Origin of the sequence: Scopulibacillus daqui (genome assembly GCF_016908855.1) — a bacterium.
Lineage (GTDB): Bacteria > Bacillota > Bacilli > Bacillales > Sporolactobacillaceae > Scopulibacillus_A > Scopulibacillus_A daqui.
The window spans coordinates 136909-153968 of the sequence record NZ_JAFBER010000005.1; the positions used below are offsets into that span (position 1 = coordinate 136909).

At 39.5% G+C, this 17060-nt stretch carries 17 protein-coding genes; 4 read left to right on the forward strand and 13 right to left on the reverse strand.

The window, feature by feature from the left end:
- Positions 1–2 precede the first annotated feature (2 nt).
- Positions 3–1976, reverse strand: a complete 1974-nt coding sequence (uvrB, locus tag JOD45_RS05980; RefSeq protein ID WP_205002961.1) for an excinuclease ABC subunit UvrB — start codon at positions 1974–1976, stop codon at positions 3–5.
- A gap of 343 nt (positions 1977–2319) precedes the next feature.
- Entirely contained in the window at positions 2320–2691 is a 372-nt protein-coding gene (locus JOD45_RS05985) for a winged helix-turn-helix transcriptional regulator (protein WP_205002962.1), read from the reverse strand.
- A 102-nt stretch (positions 2692–2793) separates the two neighbouring features.
- Here JOD45_RS05985 and JOD45_RS05990 point away from each other — a divergent pair, with 102 nt between their 5' ends.
- Together JOD45_RS05990 and JOD45_RS05995 are read left to right on the forward strand one after the other, a co-directional pair.
- Positions 2794–3453, forward strand: coding sequence for an MBL fold metallo-hydrolase (locus JOD45_RS05990; protein ID WP_205002963.1), 660 nt, complete (start codon positions 2794–2796; stop codon positions 3451–3453).
- 11 nt (positions 3454–3464) lie between these two features.
- Complete coding sequence (locus JOD45_RS05995; RefSeq protein ID WP_205002964.1) at positions 3465–4271, forward strand: carbon-nitrogen family hydrolase; 807 nt, start codon at positions 3465–3467, stop codon at positions 4269–4271.
- A gap of 225 nt (positions 4272–4496) precedes the next feature.
- On the opposite strand, the gene JOD45_RS06000 is transcribed toward JOD45_RS05995, so the two are convergent.
- Both JOD45_RS06000 and JOD45_RS06005 read right to left on the reverse strand, forming a co-directional pair.
- On the reverse strand, positions 4497–5687 hold the full coding sequence (locus JOD45_RS06000; protein WP_205002965.1) for a PDZ domain-containing protein: 1191 nt from the start codon (positions 5685–5687) through the stop codon (positions 4497–4499).
- A gap of 338 nt (positions 5688–6025) precedes the next feature.
- Complete coding sequence (locus JOD45_RS06005) at positions 6026–7477, reverse strand: S41 family peptidase (RefSeq protein ID WP_205002966.1); 1452 nt, start codon at positions 7475–7477, stop codon at positions 6026–6028.
- A 725-nt stretch (positions 7478–8202) separates the two neighbouring features.
- Here JOD45_RS06005 and JOD45_RS06010 point away from each other — a divergent pair.
- Entirely contained in the window at positions 8203–8373 is a 171-nt protein-coding gene (locus JOD45_RS06010; protein ID WP_205002967.1) for a hypothetical protein, read from the forward strand.
- A 44-nt stretch (positions 8374–8417) separates the two neighbouring features.
- On the opposite strand, the gene prfB is transcribed toward JOD45_RS06010, so the two are convergent.
- Together prfB and secA are read right to left on the reverse strand one after the other, a co-directional pair.
- A protein-coding gene (gene prfB / locus JOD45_RS06015; protein ID WP_205002968.1) for a peptide chain release factor 2 occupies positions 8418–9516 on the reverse strand; the annotation gives its coding sequence in 2 pieces (ribosomal slippage) (positions 8418–9443 and positions 9445–9516; 1098 coding nt in all).
- A gap of 8 nt (positions 9517–9524) precedes the next feature.
- Positions 9525–12041 (reverse strand): preprotein translocase subunit SecA, encoded by a 2517-nt coding sequence (gene secA, locus JOD45_RS06020; protein WP_205002969.1) that lies wholly within the window; start codon positions 12039–12041, stop codon positions 9525–9527.
- A 98-nt stretch (positions 12042–12139) separates the two neighbouring features.
- Here secA and JOD45_RS16745 point away from each other — a divergent pair, with 98 nt between their 5' ends.
- Complete coding sequence (locus tag JOD45_RS16745) at positions 12140–12268, forward strand: hypothetical protein (RefSeq protein ID WP_275583927.1); 129 nt, start codon at positions 12140–12142, stop codon at positions 12266–12268.
- A 71-nt stretch (positions 12269–12339) separates the two neighbouring features.
- Here JOD45_RS16745 and hpf read toward each other — a convergent pair whose 3' ends face one another.
- From hpf to csrA, 7 genes are all read right to left on the reverse strand, one after another.
- The gene (gene hpf, locus JOD45_RS06025) at positions 12340–12900 is read right to left on the reverse strand and encodes a ribosome hibernation-promoting factor, HPF/YfiA family (protein ID WP_205002970.1); all 561 of its coding nucleotides are present in this window, start codon (positions 12898–12900) and stop codon (positions 12340–12342) included.
- Between the two features lie 136 nt (positions 12901–13036).
- Complete coding sequence (locus tag JOD45_RS06030; RefSeq protein WP_205002971.1) at positions 13037–13390, reverse strand: hypothetical protein; 354 nt, start codon at positions 13388–13390, stop codon at positions 13037–13039.
- The gene (gene fliS, locus JOD45_RS06035) at positions 13390–13788 is read right to left on the reverse strand and encodes a flagellar export chaperone FliS (protein ID WP_205002972.1); all 399 of its coding nucleotides are present in this window, start codon (positions 13786–13788) and stop codon (positions 13390–13392) included. The genes JOD45_RS06030 and fliS overlap by 1 nt, the downstream gene beginning before the upstream one ends.
- A gap of 19 nt (positions 13789–13807) precedes the next feature.
- Entirely contained in the window at positions 13808–15334 is a 1527-nt protein-coding gene (locus JOD45_RS06040) for a flagellar hook-associated protein 2 (RefSeq protein WP_205002973.1), read from the reverse strand.
- Positions 15335–15595: 261 nt separating this feature from the next.
- Positions 15596–16582: a flagellin N-terminal helical domain-containing protein gene (locus JOD45_RS16750; RefSeq protein ID WP_420825885.1), complete on the reverse strand. Its 987-nt coding sequence runs from the start codon at positions 16580–16582 to the stop codon at positions 15596–15598.
- Positions 16524–16703, reverse strand: coding sequence for a flagellin N-terminal helical domain-containing protein (locus tag JOD45_RS16930; protein ID WP_205002974.1), 180 nt, complete (start codon positions 16701–16703; stop codon positions 16524–16526). Before JOD45_RS16930 ends, JOD45_RS16750 begins: the two co-directional genes overlap by 59 nt.
- A 126-nt stretch (positions 16704–16829) precedes the next feature.
- Complete coding sequence (gene csrA, locus JOD45_RS06055) at positions 16830–17060, reverse strand: carbon storage regulator CsrA (RefSeq protein WP_205002975.1); 231 nt, start codon at positions 17058–17060, stop codon at positions 16830–16832.

A 17060-nucleotide genomic window follows, 5' to 3' on the forward strand; every position in this document is an offset into this window, starting at 1 on the left:
GGTCATCCTTCCGCTTTAAGTTCCAAGATGATGTCCCTTAACTCAGCAGCCCTTTCAAAGTCTAATGCTTTTGCAGCTTCTTTCATTTCTTTTTCCATATTTTCAATAGCTTTTTCCCGTTCAGCTTGATTTAGATTGCTCAAATCAGGCGCTTTATGATAATCCTCAGCTTCTTCCGCCACATATGTTGCTCTGATTAAATCAGGAATATCCTTTTTAATCGTTTGCGGCGTAATGCCGTGCTCTTTATTAAAAGCCTTTTGGATATTCCGGCGCCTTTCAGTTTCATCGATCGCAACCCTCATTGAGTCAGTGATTTTATCAGCATACATAATGACATGGCCATTAGCATTCCTTGCCGCCCGGCCAATCGTTTGAATTAATGATCTTTCCGCACGCAAAAATCCTTCTTTATCAGCATCCAAAATCGCTACTAGCGAAACTTCAGGAATATCAATCCCTTCACGCAGCAAATTAATGCCGACAAGGACATCAAAAGCTCCCATGCGTAAATCGCGGATAATTTCAATCCGCTCAAGCGTCTTAATTTCTGAGTGCAAGTAACGGACTTTGACGCCCATATCATTCAAATAATCTGTTAGGTTCTCAGCCATCTTTTTCGTAAGTGTTGTCACAAGCACCCGTTCATTTTGTTCGATGCGTTTATTGATTTCACCCAACAAATCATCTATCTGACCCTCAATAGGCCGAACATCTATTGTCGGATCTAACAGGCCGGTCGGACGAATAATTTGCTCCACTGGTTGAGGACAATGTTCCATTTCATAGAGGCCGGGTGTCGCCGAAACATATAAAATCTGATGAACGTGATCCTCGAATTCTTCAAATTTTAACGGCCGGTTATCTTTTGCGGACGGCAATCTGAAGCCATGTTCAACAAGGACATTTTTCCGTGCCTGGTCCCCGTTGTACATTCCGCGGATTTGCGGAATGGTGACATGGGACTCATCAATAATAATCAGAAAGTCATCAGGAAAATAATCAAGCAGCGTATACGGCGTTGAACCCGCTTCTCTCAGCGCCAAATGCCGGGAATAGTTTTCAATGCCCGAACAAAAGCCCATCTCCTGCATCATTTCAATATCATAATTGGTTCTCTGCTCAAGTCTTTGCGCTTCTAAAAGCTTGCCTTGATCCTTTAATTCTTTCAATCTTTCTTGCAATTCTTCTTTGATCCGCACGATGGCCTTCTTCATTTTTTCTTCTCTCGTAACGAAGTGAGAAGCAGGATAAATAGCTACATGATCCCTAAGGCCTATAATTTCGCCTGTCAGCGCATCAATCTCGGAAATTTTATCAATCTCGTCACCAAAAAATTCGACGCGAATGCAATGTTCATCCCTTGAAGCCGGGAAGATTTCAACAACATCGCCGCGAACCCGGAAAGTTCCGCGGACAAAATTAACATCGTTGCGGCTGTACTGAATATCAACAAGTTCTTTTAGCATTTGGTCACGGTCTTTTTCCATGCCAACCCTTAAAGAAAGCACAAGCGAGCCGTACTCTTCCGGTGAACCCAAGCCGTAAATGCAGGAAACGCTGGCAACGATAATAACATCTTTTCTTTCAAATAATGCGCTTGTCGCTGAGTGCCTGAGCTTGTCAATCTCGTCATTTATGCTGGCATCCTTTTCTATATACGTATCTGATTGCGGAATATAAGCCTCCGGCTGATAGTAATCATAGTAGCTGACAAAATATTCAACTGCATTATTGGGAAAATATTCTTTAAACTCACTGTACAGCTGTCCGGCGAGTGTTTTATTATGCGCAATAATGAGTGTGGGTTTATTCACTTGCTGGATGACATTCGACATTGTAAATGTTTTACCTGTTCCTGTTGCACCAAGCAATGTTTGATGCTTTTTATTTGCGTTAATCCCCTCAACAATTTTTTTAATCGCCTGAGGCTGGTCACCTTGAGGCTGATACTTAGAAACAAGCTCAAATCCCATCTCATTGCCTCCAATATCACGTTATCGTGATTACCATTATAGCACAGATCAAGCGCTGATTGACAAATAATACGAACTGATATTCGAAATCCGCTCGCTTTTAACCTATATTATCTATGATAGACGAACATATTCAAAGGCAAACCTTCTATCATCCATCAAAAGAAAAAAGGGGCGCCAAAAAGTCAGTTATACTGACTTTTTGGACAGCCCCTCACATTTTCTTTTATTTGATTTTTCATTTTATCCAGGATTGATATGTTCTTTTCATAATGAAATGGAAAATTTTAGAGGAACGTTTCTTTGTTCTTATCATAATCATCAAGTCAACTAAAACAAAAATTTAAGATCTTTTATGTTCATTCTTTTTACATAAATAAGCGTTGCCCCATGTCTCTATAGATTTAAGTATTGGGACAAAATCTTCTCCAAGAGCTGTTAAATAATATAAAACCTTTTTAGGGTTATCGTTTGTTTCTTCTCTTTCAATGATCCCATCATTTTCGAGGTCTCTAAGTTGCAGTGTAAGAATACGTTGGCTTATACCCGGTATTTCACGTCGCATTGCATTGTAATACATTGGTGACTGCGACAATAAAGATAAAATGATGCCTTTCCATTTACCACCAAAAATATGCATTGTTAATTCAATTGGACAAGCTTGCTTTACAGTAAATGTACAAGTACCATATTGATCGCTTTTAAAGCCTGACATTTTCTCACCTCAATGGGCAGTAACAAAAATGTGCCTTCTTGTTACACCTTTTTTCACTTATTAAACTAATCATATCAAATAAATAAGAAGAAGGTGTATGAATTGGAATTTGTTCAAATCTCTGAACATGTTTATAAACTTACTTATGAAACCGTCGTTGGGATACCAGTCAAAATCAATACATGGTACGTGGTTGATGGTAAGGATGTTTATATCATTGATACCGGAATGAAAGACTATGCACGTACGCAATTGAATGCAGCAAAATCTTTAGGTGTTCCAAAAAGTATCTTACTGACACATGGTCATTTGGACCACATTAATGGTGCCAAGTATTTACGAGATGAATTAAACATTCCTATATACTCGCACGAAATTGAAATTCCGTTTATCAATGGTGAAAAGCCATACCCAAACAAAACAGAAAAGGAAACAACAGGTGTTGAACATCAAGTTGAAGGTTTAAGTGACAATATCATTAAAACTTTACCCCTAGACATATATTTAACACCCGGTCATACTCCGGGGCATGTGATATACCATCATAAAGATGACAATGTATTGTTAACTGGAGACTTGTTCATTTCTCATGCTGAAACCTTACACCCGCCAATTCAAAAGTTCACAGTTGATATGGACGAAAATATTAATAGCGGGCAAGTTATAGATGAAATTAAACCCTCTATCATATCTTCATCACATGGCGAAGATGTTAAATACAATGATGAGTTATATGCCATTTATAAATTTAGATATGAATAGGAGGTAGAAAAATGAAAATACAATTATTTCAAATTGAGATTATAGAAGGAGAAGTTGAGCAAAACGAAAGCCGTATAAAAGCCTTATTTAAAGAAAATCTCGATGCAGATACTGAGATTGTTGTGATACCTGAAATGTGGAATAACGGTTATGATTTACACCATTTAGCAGAAAAGGCAGATATCAATTTAACAAGAAGCCTTCCTTTTATCCAAGGTTTAGCAGCCAAACATCACGTGGATATGATTGCAGGTTCAGTTTCAAATAAACGCAATGACAACATTTATAATACAGCCTTTGCGGTATCAAAAACGGGTAAGCTACTCTATCAAAAAGATAAAATACATCTCGTGCCGATGTTAGATGAACATCTGTATTTAACTGGCGGGGATGAAGTTCCAGAAGTATTTGAAATTAATGGTATCAAAGCGAGTCAAATTATATGTTACGACTTGCGTTTTCCGGAAATTACACGCTTCCCAACGTCTCAAGGAGCCAAAATCATATTCTATGTTGCGCAGTGGACTACAAAAAACATAGATCATTGGAGAACACTATTGAAAGCAAGAGCCATAGAAAATTGTGTCTATGTCATTGCATGTAACAGTGTTGGGGACGTTAATAATGAAAATCATGTCGGCAACACATACGCGGGGCATTCAATCGTCATCGATCCAAACGGAAACATCGTAGAAGAAGCGGGCAACCAAGAAGCGATCATAACGGCAGAAATCGATATACAGAAAGTAGCAAAACAACAACAAAACATCCCAATTTTTGAAAACCTGAGACCGGATGTTTATAAGTATGCGGAGTAAAACTGTGTATAAAGTTTTGTATCCTATAAAATCCGCTTTATGTAACAAAACATAAGTTTTATAGTTTAGGATTGTGGTTTTAGCCCACAACATACTGAAAGCAAGTGGAGAAAAACAATTCGTTTTTCTCCACTTGCTTCATTTTAAGGACTTATCAGACAAGCCCTTTCCCTATTTTTGACATCGCTGTCGCCAAATGGCCTGCGGCGGATTCGGCTTGGGATGTTATTGGGTTTTCGATTTCAAATACCGTTTTCTTCTATCCGATTCTAAGAATAATAAACCGATGGTATGATAGTCTCCTTCATGAACAGAGCCTCTTTCAAACCGAAGCTCTCCGTTGACATCAGCCACGTCAATCTTACAGTACGCGACATTCAATTGCAAAGCGTGATAAAAGTCTTTTTCCGATAATACAGTCTGATCATTTACTTTTTTAATGATTTCTCCTTCTTTTAAATTCATACGGTCGGCAGGTGAACCTGGAATAACGCCGATGATCATCAGGCCGTCAGACTTTGTCGAGAAGAAGAAAGGTTTCTTTTCAAGCTGGTAATGGTGTACAAATATAAGGAAGAGTCTGCTGATAATCGCAAATGCCGCTCCAATAATCAGCAAAGCTTTCACATGCCAATAAATGCCCGCACCAATGATAACAGCTGTGACTGCACTGGTTGCCAGCAGCCAAATACCTGTGTCTTTAACCGCTTTTTTCGGCAGAGTGTAAGTGATTAACTGCTGCAAGCCAACACCTAATGGAAAGAGCACAAAGCCGAAATTCGTTCCTTGGCTAAGCGGCCACCAGCCATAATGATGGACGCTTCCGGCCATTGGCACGAGAAAAAACAATGGCACGATCCATATGTGACTGGCTTCATGCGCGCCTACTTTCTTGCCGCGCTTGCTGTTGATAATTCGCGGTGAGGTTTGCTTATGCCCCCATATAAGAACAAGTGCACTTTCAATAAATAAACTGACTATAAATAACACACCAAATGAAAAATAAGACACATGGTGAATATCGTTCAACCAGCCGTCAATTAACGAAACGCCTGTTTTAAATTGAGGAATGATGTCACTGATGATCATGGTTATTCCTAAAATAATCGCTGGAGACAAATACCTCAGCTGAAGCGTCAGCATGATCAATAAATGGCAAATAACCATAAGCACAATCATGCCGGCAGGGACAGACACACCTGTCACAAGCAGCACGGCAGTCCCTATCAAACCGACAATAAAGCTTGGGATAAATATCGAAAAAACATTATTGAACATACCATATACTTTAACCCCGAAGGAAACGCGTTCCCTCCTGACACGTTGGTACCCAAATAAACCGAGCCCAATTAATAACAGATAGAATAATGGATTATAAAAAAGAGTTAATATCCCTTTCAAAATATCTATGACCATTTAACATTCCTCCAAATGAACTTGAATTTAGTCAAGCAAAACGGACATGTTATGTACAAAAGCTAAAGAAGGCACGGGCAGAGAAGCTGCAGCTTGAAAAAGGCGCCGATGACGTTTGCTGCCAATTGACACTGCCTAACGTACAAAAACTTCATACTATAACTATTATACATTAATATAGAAAACTGGCGAATGAATAAGAAAAAAGGATATCCGTGAATGTTACACGAATATCCTTCGACATAGTTGAACAAATTCCCTTTTATTTCTCGGGAAATATTACTTTTTTACCTTTTCTGTTCGCGAAACTGCGAAGATATTATTGATTGCCGTTTTAATCATTTTCCACTTTCTTTGGCTGCAACATGCAAGGCGGCTTTCAGCTGTAAATCATTATCAGGGTTTTTAATCGCTTTAAGTATGCTCAGCTGCAGCAGGCCTGCTGTTTGTTGATTAATTGAGCCTGTAACTGGAAGGTGATGCCGCTTTTGAAAAGCGCGGACGGCTGTAACTGTTTGTTTATCAAAATAGCCATCCTCCCGGCCAGGATCAAATCCTGCCCCTTTTAACATCATCTGTGCATCCTTAATTTTGGAGCTTGTTTGATTATATCCTAATGCCTCGCCTTTATCAATAGATAACGGTGAGACATAAAAATATTCAGGCTGTTTAACTTTAATGGTTGGTTCAATGCCTTTTTTGTGGATCCAATGTCCATCTGGCGTTAGCCATTTAAAGGTTGTCAATTTAAGTTCGCTTCTATCTTTCATTTGAATGCCCTGTTGGACGGTTCCTTTTCCAAATGACTTTGTGCCAATAACCGGGTATCCGCCGGCTTCTTTTAACGCGCCTGATAATATTTCTGAAGCCGATGCTGTTCCGCCGTCAATCAGTGCAGCGATAGGATACGGCTTCTTCTTTTCTAATGAAGAATGGTAACTTTGCCGTCTGCCATGCCGGTCTTCAATTTGTACAATCGGTTTATCTTTTGTAATAAATTGATCGGCAATATGTTCAACAGCTTGCAAATAGCCGCCCGGATTATTTCTTACATCTATAATCAGCCCGTCCATGCCTTTATCTTCCAGCTTGCTTAGGGCATCCTTAAATTCCTTATCGGTTCTTTCATTAAATGATGTAATATTAATATAGCCAATATGCTTTTGATTTTGTTTCATCATCTTTGAATAAACGGTTCTTAATGGAATTTCATCACGCTTAATATTAAAGGATAATGTATGGGAAACACCCGGCCTTTTTACTTGAAGATGAACAACCGTCCCTTTTTTGCCTTTAATTTTAGATACGGCTTGATTGATGCTTAAACCTTCAGTTGTTTGTCCGTCAATAGCAATAATTTGGTCGTTGGGTTTTAACCCTGCTTTTTCGGCTGGTGAACCTTTAATCGTCGAAACAATGCTTATTTTCCCATTTGACGATTGAACTTCTGCACCGATGCCTTTAAAAGATGATGAAAGTGATTGTGTGAACTCTTTAGCGTTCTCCGGATCCATATAACTTGAAAAAGGATCATTCAACGCTTCAATCATCCCTTTAATCGCGCCTTCATAAAGCTTGTCCCCGTCTATTTTTTTATAATAATTTTTTTCTATAATATCATGGATGGCAATGATTTTTTGCGCTTCACTGTCAGATAACATATTTTCGTTATTGCCTTGTCCGCTTTGCTTATGCTTATCGTATAAACTGACAGCGGCATACGATCCTCCCGCCCCAATGATTATAGATATGACAATAAGCAAGGCAACAATTTTACCGCTGAACTTCATGTTCGACACCCCTTAAAAAAAGCATCACACCTCTTGATGATGCGATGCCTTTGAAAATTGTGTCCCATACACAACCTGTCTAGTTGCTTTGGATAGTAATCTATATGCAACATCCATCTTTGATATGACGATGTTCAAAAAGTGATAAGTTCGTCCCGTTTGTTAACGCAAAATGATTTAGACTATTGGAAAGGTTCGCCTTCCTTACTTAACATCTCATCCATCGTTAATAAGGCGGAATTCGCTATTCAATACTTATTATAACACCGATAATCGGCAAGTTAAGCCAAAAATGCCGGCATTTTCATTCATTAAAAAAATTAAAAGCCGCTTATTATTTAATGAAAAACCTGACCTTGCGTCCCAGCGCAAAAAAATAAGCAAGTATAAAGATTGAACTTATTTCATAAAATAAAAGCGGGACTTTTATACATGCAGCGATCACATTTTTCTGCTTTGATCATACAATATAAAAAAACTTAACTGGTGATAACGCCCAAATGCATAGGCAGCTGCCTAATTTCAAATCAAACAACCATTTCCTCGATGTTACCGTGTGCATAAATACCCTAAACTTCGCACCGTGCACACCCGTTTTCACTCTTATCTCCAGTAAGCCCAACAATCCAAGAAAAAACTTTAGTTGGTCATCCGACACGCTGTGTAACTCATTTCCATCAAAAATAGAGGAATAAATCACATGATTTCGTAAGGGAGGTCTGCTTATGTCAAGCAACAGAAAAGAAAATATCTTAAAGGCCGAAATCCAAATGAATACAGTTTTAAATCCGGAAATGAATATATTCCCGGAGGATAGAAACAGTATTGAGCAACATTTATCCTTTTTCAATGATACAACACAGATCGATTCCACATTGTCCGATAATGAAACATGAGCAACGTCAACAACCCGGAACTTAGCCGTTCCGGGTTATTGCTTTTATAGCTGAGACCGCAGGTAAGCATCGATAAATTCATCGAGTTCGCCGTCCATGACACTTTGGATATTGCCAGTTTCTACATTTGTCCGATGGTCTTTTACCATTGAATACGGGTGGAAAACATAAGAACGAATCTGACTTCCCCAGCCGATTTCTTTTTGCTCACCGCGAATTTCATCAAGCTCAGCTTTTTGCCTCTCAATTTCCATTTGATATAGCTTAGCTTTTAACATTTTCATCGCTTTTTCGCGATTTTTGATTTGTGAACGTTCCGATTGGCACGTGACAATCGTATTTGTCGGCAAATGAGTAATCCTAACTGCCGAATCAGTGGTGTTGACATGCTGTCCGCCGGCTCCGCTAGAACGGTACGTATCAATTTTAAGTTCATCAGGCTTAATTTCAATTTCTACATCTTCGTCCATCTCTGGCGTCACTTCACAGGAAACAAATGAAGTATGCCTTCTGCCGGATGAGTCGAACGGCGAAATCCGAACGAGGCGATGGACACCTTTTTCAGCTTTCAGATAACCGTATGCATTATATCCTTTAATCAGCAGCGTCACGCTTTTGATGCCGGCTTCTTCACCTGGCAAGTAATCCAGCGTTTCAACGGAAAAGTTCTTCTTCTCAGCCCATCTCGTGTACATGCGAAGCAGCATTGATGCCCAATCCTGGGATTCGGTACCGCCGGCTCCAGGATGCAATTCTAAAATAGCATTATTTTTATCAAGCGGATCGCTTAATAGCAGTGTCAGCTCGAAATCGCCGAAAGCTTTCAGCAAATCCTTTAAATCGGCTTCCAGCTCCTGCTGAAGCTCTTGATCATTTTCCTCTTTTACAAGTTCATATGCCGCTTCAAGGTCGCCGTAGCCTTCTTCGATCTTTTTAAAAGCATTGACTTTATCTTTAAGGCCATTCGCCTCATTAATGACTTTTTGTGCTTCATTTTGGTTATCCCAAAAATTCGGCATTGACATTTTTTCTTCTAATTCTGTAATCCGGGCTTGCTTCTCTTCTAAGTCAAAGAGACCCCCTAAACTCTTGGAGACGCTCTTTCATCTCCGATAGTTCATGTTTAATATCAGCTAATTCCATATCTATCCCTACTTCCCATGGCAATTTTTGTATTTTTTCCCGCTCCCGCATGGACAAGGGTCATTGCGGCCGACGCGGTTTAATTTGACTATAGGACTTTTTTTCTTTTTCTTTGGCTGCTCCTCATCTTGCGGATTAACCGCTTGTCCTTCAGCAACCTTTTCTCGCTGAATATTGCCTTCTATTTCAGCCTTCATCAAGTAATTAACAACTTCCTCCTCAATGGAAGCAACCATTTCTTCGAACATTTTAAAGCCTTCTATTTGATACTCGCGGAACGGATCAATTTGCCCGTATGCACGAAGATGAATGCCTTCGCGAAGCTGATCCATTGCATCGATATGATCCATCCATTTCGTATCAACTGCCCGCAAAGTAATGACGCGTTCAAACTCTCTCAAACGTTCTTCCGTAAACGCTTCTTCTTTTTTATCATATTTCTTTAATGCCTTCTCATAAAGAAGTTCAATCATTTCTTCAGGCTCTTTGCCTTTTAAATCGTCTTTTGTGATTTCACCTTCTACAAAAATCAAGGCATTGATATAGTCGGCGATCTTCTGTAAATCCCATTCTTCAGGCACTTCCTCATCAGGGGTATGGGCACGAACATGCCTTTCAATGACCGAATGAATCATGCCTTCTATATCTTCTTGAAGATTATCGGAATCAAGGACTTCAAATCGCTGTTTATAAATAATTTCCCGCTGCTGACGCATAACATCGTCAAATTGCAGAAGCTGCTTACGAGCATCAAAGTTATTGCCCTCAACACGCTTCTGTGCCGATTCAACCGAACGGCTGACTATTTTACTTTCAATCGGCTGATCATCTGCCATTCCCAACCGATCCATCATGCTTTGCATCCGTTCTGAACCAAAGCGGCGCATTAATTCGTCTTCCATTGACAGATAAAATTGCGACATGCCGGGATCGCCTTGCCGTCCTGAACGGCCGCGCAGCTGATTATCAATCCGCCGTGATTCATGACGTTCGGTGCCAATAATATATAATCCGCCGAGCTCGCGGACACCTTCACCTAACTTAATGTCTGTACCGCGTCCGGCCATATTAGTAGCAATTGTAACGGCGCCTTTTTGACCGGCATTCTCGATAATCTCAGCTTCCTTGGCGTGGTTTTTCGCATTTAGAACATTGTGCGGAATCCCTCGCTTTTTCAGCATCTTAGAAATCAACTCTGACGTTTCAACCGCAACCGTACCGACAAGCACAGGCTGTCCAGTTTTATGGGCGCGAACAATCTCATTCACAACCGCACGAAACTTGCCTTCCATTGTTTTATAAATCAAATCCGGCTTGTCAATGCGAACAACTTCTTTGTTGGTTGGAACAACAATAACATCCATATTATATATGCTTTGAAATTCCTCTTCTTCGGTCTTAGCCGTACCTGTCATTCCCGCAAGCTTTTGATACATTCTGAAGTAGTTTTGGAATGTGATGGTTGCCAATGTCTTGCTTTCACTTTGAATAGGCAGACCTTCCTTGGCTTCAATCGCTTGATGCAATCCTTCACTGTAACGGCGGCCTTTCATTAGACGGCCTGTGAATTGATCGACAATGACAATTTCCCCGTCTTGAACAACATAATCAGTATCACGGTGCATAATGGCATGAGCCTTAAGCGCCTGATGAACATGATGGTTTAATTGCACATTGCTGTAATCAAACAAATTATCAATTTTAAAGAAAGTCTCGGCTTTCGTCATGCCTTCTTCTGTTAATTGGACAGACTTTGTCTTAAGATCAACGGTGTAATCTTCATCTTTTTTTAGAATACGAACGAATTGGTTCGCCCGTACATATAGATCTGTTGATTTTTCGGCTGTTCCGGAAATAATGAGCGGTGTACGCGCTTCGTCTATAAGAATAGAGTCCACTTCGTCAATGATCGCGTAATTCAATGGGCGCTGAACCATTTCTTCTTTATAAAGCACCATATTATCACGCAAATAGTCGAAACCAAACTCATTGTTCGTTCCGTAAGTAATGTCAGCCGTATAAGCTTCTTTCTTCTCTTGTTCAGACATGCCCGGGACGTTCAGACCAACGGTGAGGCCTAAGAAGTTAAAGAGTTTTCCCATTTGTTCAGCGTCACGCGATGCCAAGTAGTCATTGACTGTCACAAGATGTACGCCTTTTCCTTCTAAAGCATTTAGATAAAGGGGCATCGTTGCCACCAGCGTCTTACCCTCACCTGTTTTCATTTCGGCGATATTGCCTCCATGCAGGGCAATAGCACCGACAAGCTGAACAAAATAAGGGCGCATATTCAAAACGCGAGCTGCTGCCTCACGGACAACCGCATACGCTTCAGGTAATATATCATCAAGCGTTTCTCCGTTTTTCAAACGCTTTTTAAACTCTTCCGTTTTTGCCTGTAAATCAGTGTCGCTTAACAATTTATATTTATTTTCCATATCATCTATTTTACGAGCAATTTTCTCTATTTTGCTCAGTTTCTTAAGTCCCGGATCTCCGAGAACTTTTTTTATTAATCCCATCATGGTTTATACACCTCATTTTAGAGATAGACGTTGACACTTTACTATTTTAACAATTATAGTTGAGGTTTACAATTAAGAGTAAAGCCGCTGCCCTTAATATGATCATTGCCTCCACGAAAACAGGTATGCTGCCGAGAGTTATCATTTGCGGAAAAGGGCCTTCAGACGCAGCTGTAGAAATCTCAACTCAAGTAAAAAACACAATAAAACCGCCTATCGAACAATAGCCCGATAGGCGATGGTTTATTCCCATTATTTAATAAGCTCGGATGCTTAACCCTATAAACTATCATTTATATCATTCGGGTTCAATCAATCCGTAGCGACCGTCCTTTCTTTTGTAAACAACATTAGTATCACCGGATTCTGCGTTGGTAAAGACAAAGAATGAGTGTCCAAGCATGTCCATCTGTAAAATCGCCTCTTCAGTATCCATCGGCTTAAGATTAAAACGCTTATTTCGGACAACTTCAAAATCCGTATCTTCTTCATCCACCTCCGTATATGTAACAGTGGCTGAACCATTGTAAAGTTTATTTAACTGTTGTTCACGAGTATTTTGTCGCTGTTTGCGATTCATCTTAGTTTTATACTTACGAATTTGTCTTTCAAGCTTTTCAACCACCAAATCAATTGCGGCATACAAATCCTCATGGGATTCTTCTGCCCTTAAGAGAAGTCCTTGCATTGGAATTGTAACCTCGATGACCTGTTCATTATTATGAACATGCATATTAATGTGAACATCTGATATAGGCGGTGAATCAAAATACCTCTCCAACTTCTTCACCTTTTTCTCAGAATAATCTCTTAGAGAGGGAGTCACCTCAATGTTTTCACCACGAATGTTAAAATTCATGTAGAACTCCTCCTTTCGTTTATATATATATTCGTTATACCCTAATCATATCCCTTCAAAACATATTGAATTTTGGAAAGGTTCTGAAGTAAAGAAGGGATATTTTCTATGCATTTGACCGCGCCTTCCGAACAGCCTATTCTCTCTTGTCCAGAAACACGCCATCGGTTGACATACCTTGATATACACTGTAATACTTATTCGAAAATTCCCGTTTTCTCTTCAGCTGAAGGCGATCGTCCTTAATGTCATTTAAAATGCAGGTTAACCCTTTGTTAATTCTTTCGTTCACTTTAACCATTTCCTGACCCCATATTTTTTCTTTCTGAGTATAATGACTCGGCAGAACGGCTATCAGCTTTTCACGATCATCCAGCAGACATTTAATAATAGATATTGTCTTCTCCCGATTTTCCTGCTTCTTCCGATAGATTTCAATGGCTTTATCCAACTTTTGAGTCGTTATATATAAGTCATAGACAGCTGACATTACGCCCGCCTGCCTTCTGAATAGGCTTCCTTCCGGTTCAGTTTAATCACTTGCTTCCATGTATCTCGAAATTCCGTGACTAACTCTTCCACTTCATCCAAAATTTTAGGGTTATTTGTAATGTTTGCCTCTATGAGCCTATGACAAATATATTCATAAAGCGGCAAAATATTTTCAGAGATAGGTTGACTGCGGTCGAGTGTTGCCATTAATTCATAAATAATATTTTGCGCCTTAATCAGCTGTTCGTTCTTCGCTTGAATGTTTTTATTGATCATAGCCTCTTTGCCTTGCTTAACAAACTTAAGACAACCGTTATACAGCATCAACGTCAATTCACCGGGTGAAGCTGTCGTTACAGAATTGTGCTGATAGGCTTCCTGCGGCTTTAGAGACATGATATTGACCCCCTGCTCATTATGCTCCGCCTCCAAACTGATTCTGTATAAAGGCTGCCTGCTGATTCGCTCGATCAATCGCCTGTTCCATTACGTTAAATTGCTTATAATATTGATTCTCAACATCGTTTAAGTGATTTTGAAAAGCTTTAATTCTATCATTTAAATGTTCCAGCCTTTGACCTAACAAAAATCGACTGTCAACCATCGCCGCATTCCCGGCTTTTTGTTTAATTTGATTCATGGCTTCCTTAATATCATCATCCAGACGCTTAGCGATTCCTTTAGAGTGAAAATCATCTCCGTTCTTAGTAAAAAGCGCCATCACTCCCTGCGGATCATCAGCAATCGCCTGCTTCAACTTATCCGGGTCGATGATTAATTTGCCATTGTCTTTATAATCGTTAGATGCAGTAATACCGATTTTCGCCAATTGGTCCGCTTTTGAATCGACACCTGTAACCGGACTGTAAAAAGCCGTCCGCATCTTAGCAAGCAGGCTTGATAAAATACTGTCGTTATGAAGCATGCCGCTTTTCGCCTTATTCTCCCAAAGCTTAATCTCATCATCTTTCATTTCCTTTTTCTGATTATCAGTTAGGGGCGGATAATCACGGTTCGGCACTTCTGAAATTTTTTCGTTTATGGTGTTCATCACTTCATTATATTTATTAATATAATCGGTGATTTTTTGATAAACAGCATCCGTGTCGTTTTCAACGGTTATCGTTACTGTTTCGTTATTCGTCATATTATTTTTTAAATTAAAGGTTACGCCGTTCACGGTGAAAGAATTGGAATGGCGGGTTGTTTGAAGGCCATTCAAAATAAAAGATGCATCCTTGCCGCCCGCTTCTTTGCTTGAGTCCAATTTAAGGGTATCTGTTAGAAAATCGCCCGAGAATGCCATTTCCGGGCCGTTTTCGTTCATATTCCCGGTATCTGTCCGTGTAAATGAAACTTTGCCGGTTGAATGATCATAGAAAGCATTAATGCCTAAATTCGATCTGTTTATTTCCTTTAAAATATGATTTAAAGAGGTTGATTGGTCAAAATCAAACGCTTTTTCAACCGGCTTTCCTTCTTGGTCATAAGTTGTTATTTTAAAACTTATTGAACCCTTTGGGTCTAACGGAGGCTGGAATTTGTCTCGCATCTCACTCAGGCTCTTATTTGGATCAAAGTCTTTATCAGCAATTCTTTCCGTACTTTCGTTATGCGCTGACGTCGCCAAATTAACTCCGGATAATGTATATGCCGCGTTTCCAATATTGCCGCTTGCCGTTGCCGTTACTTTCGAATCATCGGACGAGGATGTCTTCTTAGTCAAATACGTCGATTGCAGTCTCATATCCAAAGTTATCTTGCTTAATTCATCAAGCCGCTTATTTATATCACGGTAATCATCCCGCCGCCATTCGAGCTTCTGCCTATCCTGCTTCATCTTATCAAGCGGCTTCCGCTCAGCCTGCATTAATTTGTCTACCATGGCATCTATGTCCAAACCACTCGCTAATCCGCTAATTCTCATAGGATTTCCTATCATATTGAACACCTCTCAAGCTTTTATATTTTATATCGGATATTAGTCTTAGTTAATAAAGAGTATATATTAAGACATTACTATTGATAAAAATCAATGAGGAAATACTTTAGAAAATAAGTAACATAGATACTGAAATGCTAATCCTTCAGAAATATTAAAAAGGCCATGGTTTTCCCATGACCCTTAATTTTTAATATATTAAAATTTGCAAAGTGATGATTATTCATCAACTTAAACCGTCAATTTTTTAACCAGATTCACTTAACGAAGCAATTGAAGGACACCTTTAGGAAGCTGATTAGCCTGACTCAGCATGGCTTGAGCTGACTGAGTGAGGATATTATTTTTTGTAAATTCCATCATTTCTCTGGCCATATCAGCGTCTCTTATACGTGATTCATATGCGATGAAATTTCCGCTAGATGTTCCAAGGGTATTTATAGTATGTTCTAGACGGTTTTGAACAGCACCAATTTTAGACCTTTGTGTTGAGACGGTTTTAATGGCATCATTTATAACTGTTATAGCCTTATTGGCTGCATCTTGGCTAGATGAAATATCAATACCGGCTGTTTTTATAACTCTAAGTTCTTGTCCTCTATTAAGCGGACCTAACCGAAAAAGAGGTTTAGCACCAGCTTTTGCTTGGAGTTGACGTATCCCCTTATCATCAATCTCTTCAATATCATTTATATTATAATAACCATCATTAATAAATACAGCACCTATACTAATTTTAGCCGGATTATTCGGATCTAAAATCCCCATCACATTTGTTTTGCGATACGTTTTTTCGTTGCTGGTTCCTTGATTCATCGTAAAGTCCATTATACCAGCTTTATATACAATTGAACTTTCGGACGCTACTTTTAAAGTCGCTGCATCCATTTTATCTAATTGAACAGAAAGATTTTGGTCCTGATTTGCCCCGACATGGAATATCATTTTAAAATTTCCATCAAATAATTTCCGCGAGCTAAATTCAGTATTTTTAGATATGTCATTAATAGCATCAACCAGTTGATCTACTTCCAGTTGAATCTGTTTGCGGTCTTCCGCTGTATTTGTATCGTTGGCTGACTGAACAGCTAATTCACGCATTCTTTGAAGTATGCTGCGGGTTTCATTTAAAGCGCCATCACCTGTTTGAAGAAGCGCAATGCCGTCTTGGGCATTGCGTTGAGCCTGCTCAAGCCCTCTGATTTGCGCACGGGGTTTTCTCCGAATTGGCAAGACCTGCTGCATCATCAGCCGCTCTGTTAATACGCAAACCTGAAGATAGCCTTTCTAAAGCCTTTTGCGTATTGCTGTTGTTAATGGACAGCTGGCGATAAGCGTTTAGCGCCGGAATGTTGTGATTAATAATCATTTTAAATTTTCCTCCTTGAAAACTGTAATCCACATCCGTGTGGCTGAAACAATAGTAAGGCGCGCCCTTTCTATTGTTCTTATAATTTACATATCGGTTTTCGTTAGGCATTGTTTAATAGATTTATCATTTCTGTAATAATTTTAAGTCTTCCAGAAGACCGTTCGGCAGTTTAGCTTTAGCGGCTTGACTGTTCTCCTCTTGAATAGATAAGTAGATTTCCTTGCGGTGAATATCTATATCTTTTGGAGCTTTAATGCCTAGCTTTACTTGATCTCCTTCTACGCCAAGAATTTGTATTTCAATATTATCTCCAATCATGAGGGATTCGTTCGGCTTTCTCGTCAATACAAGCAT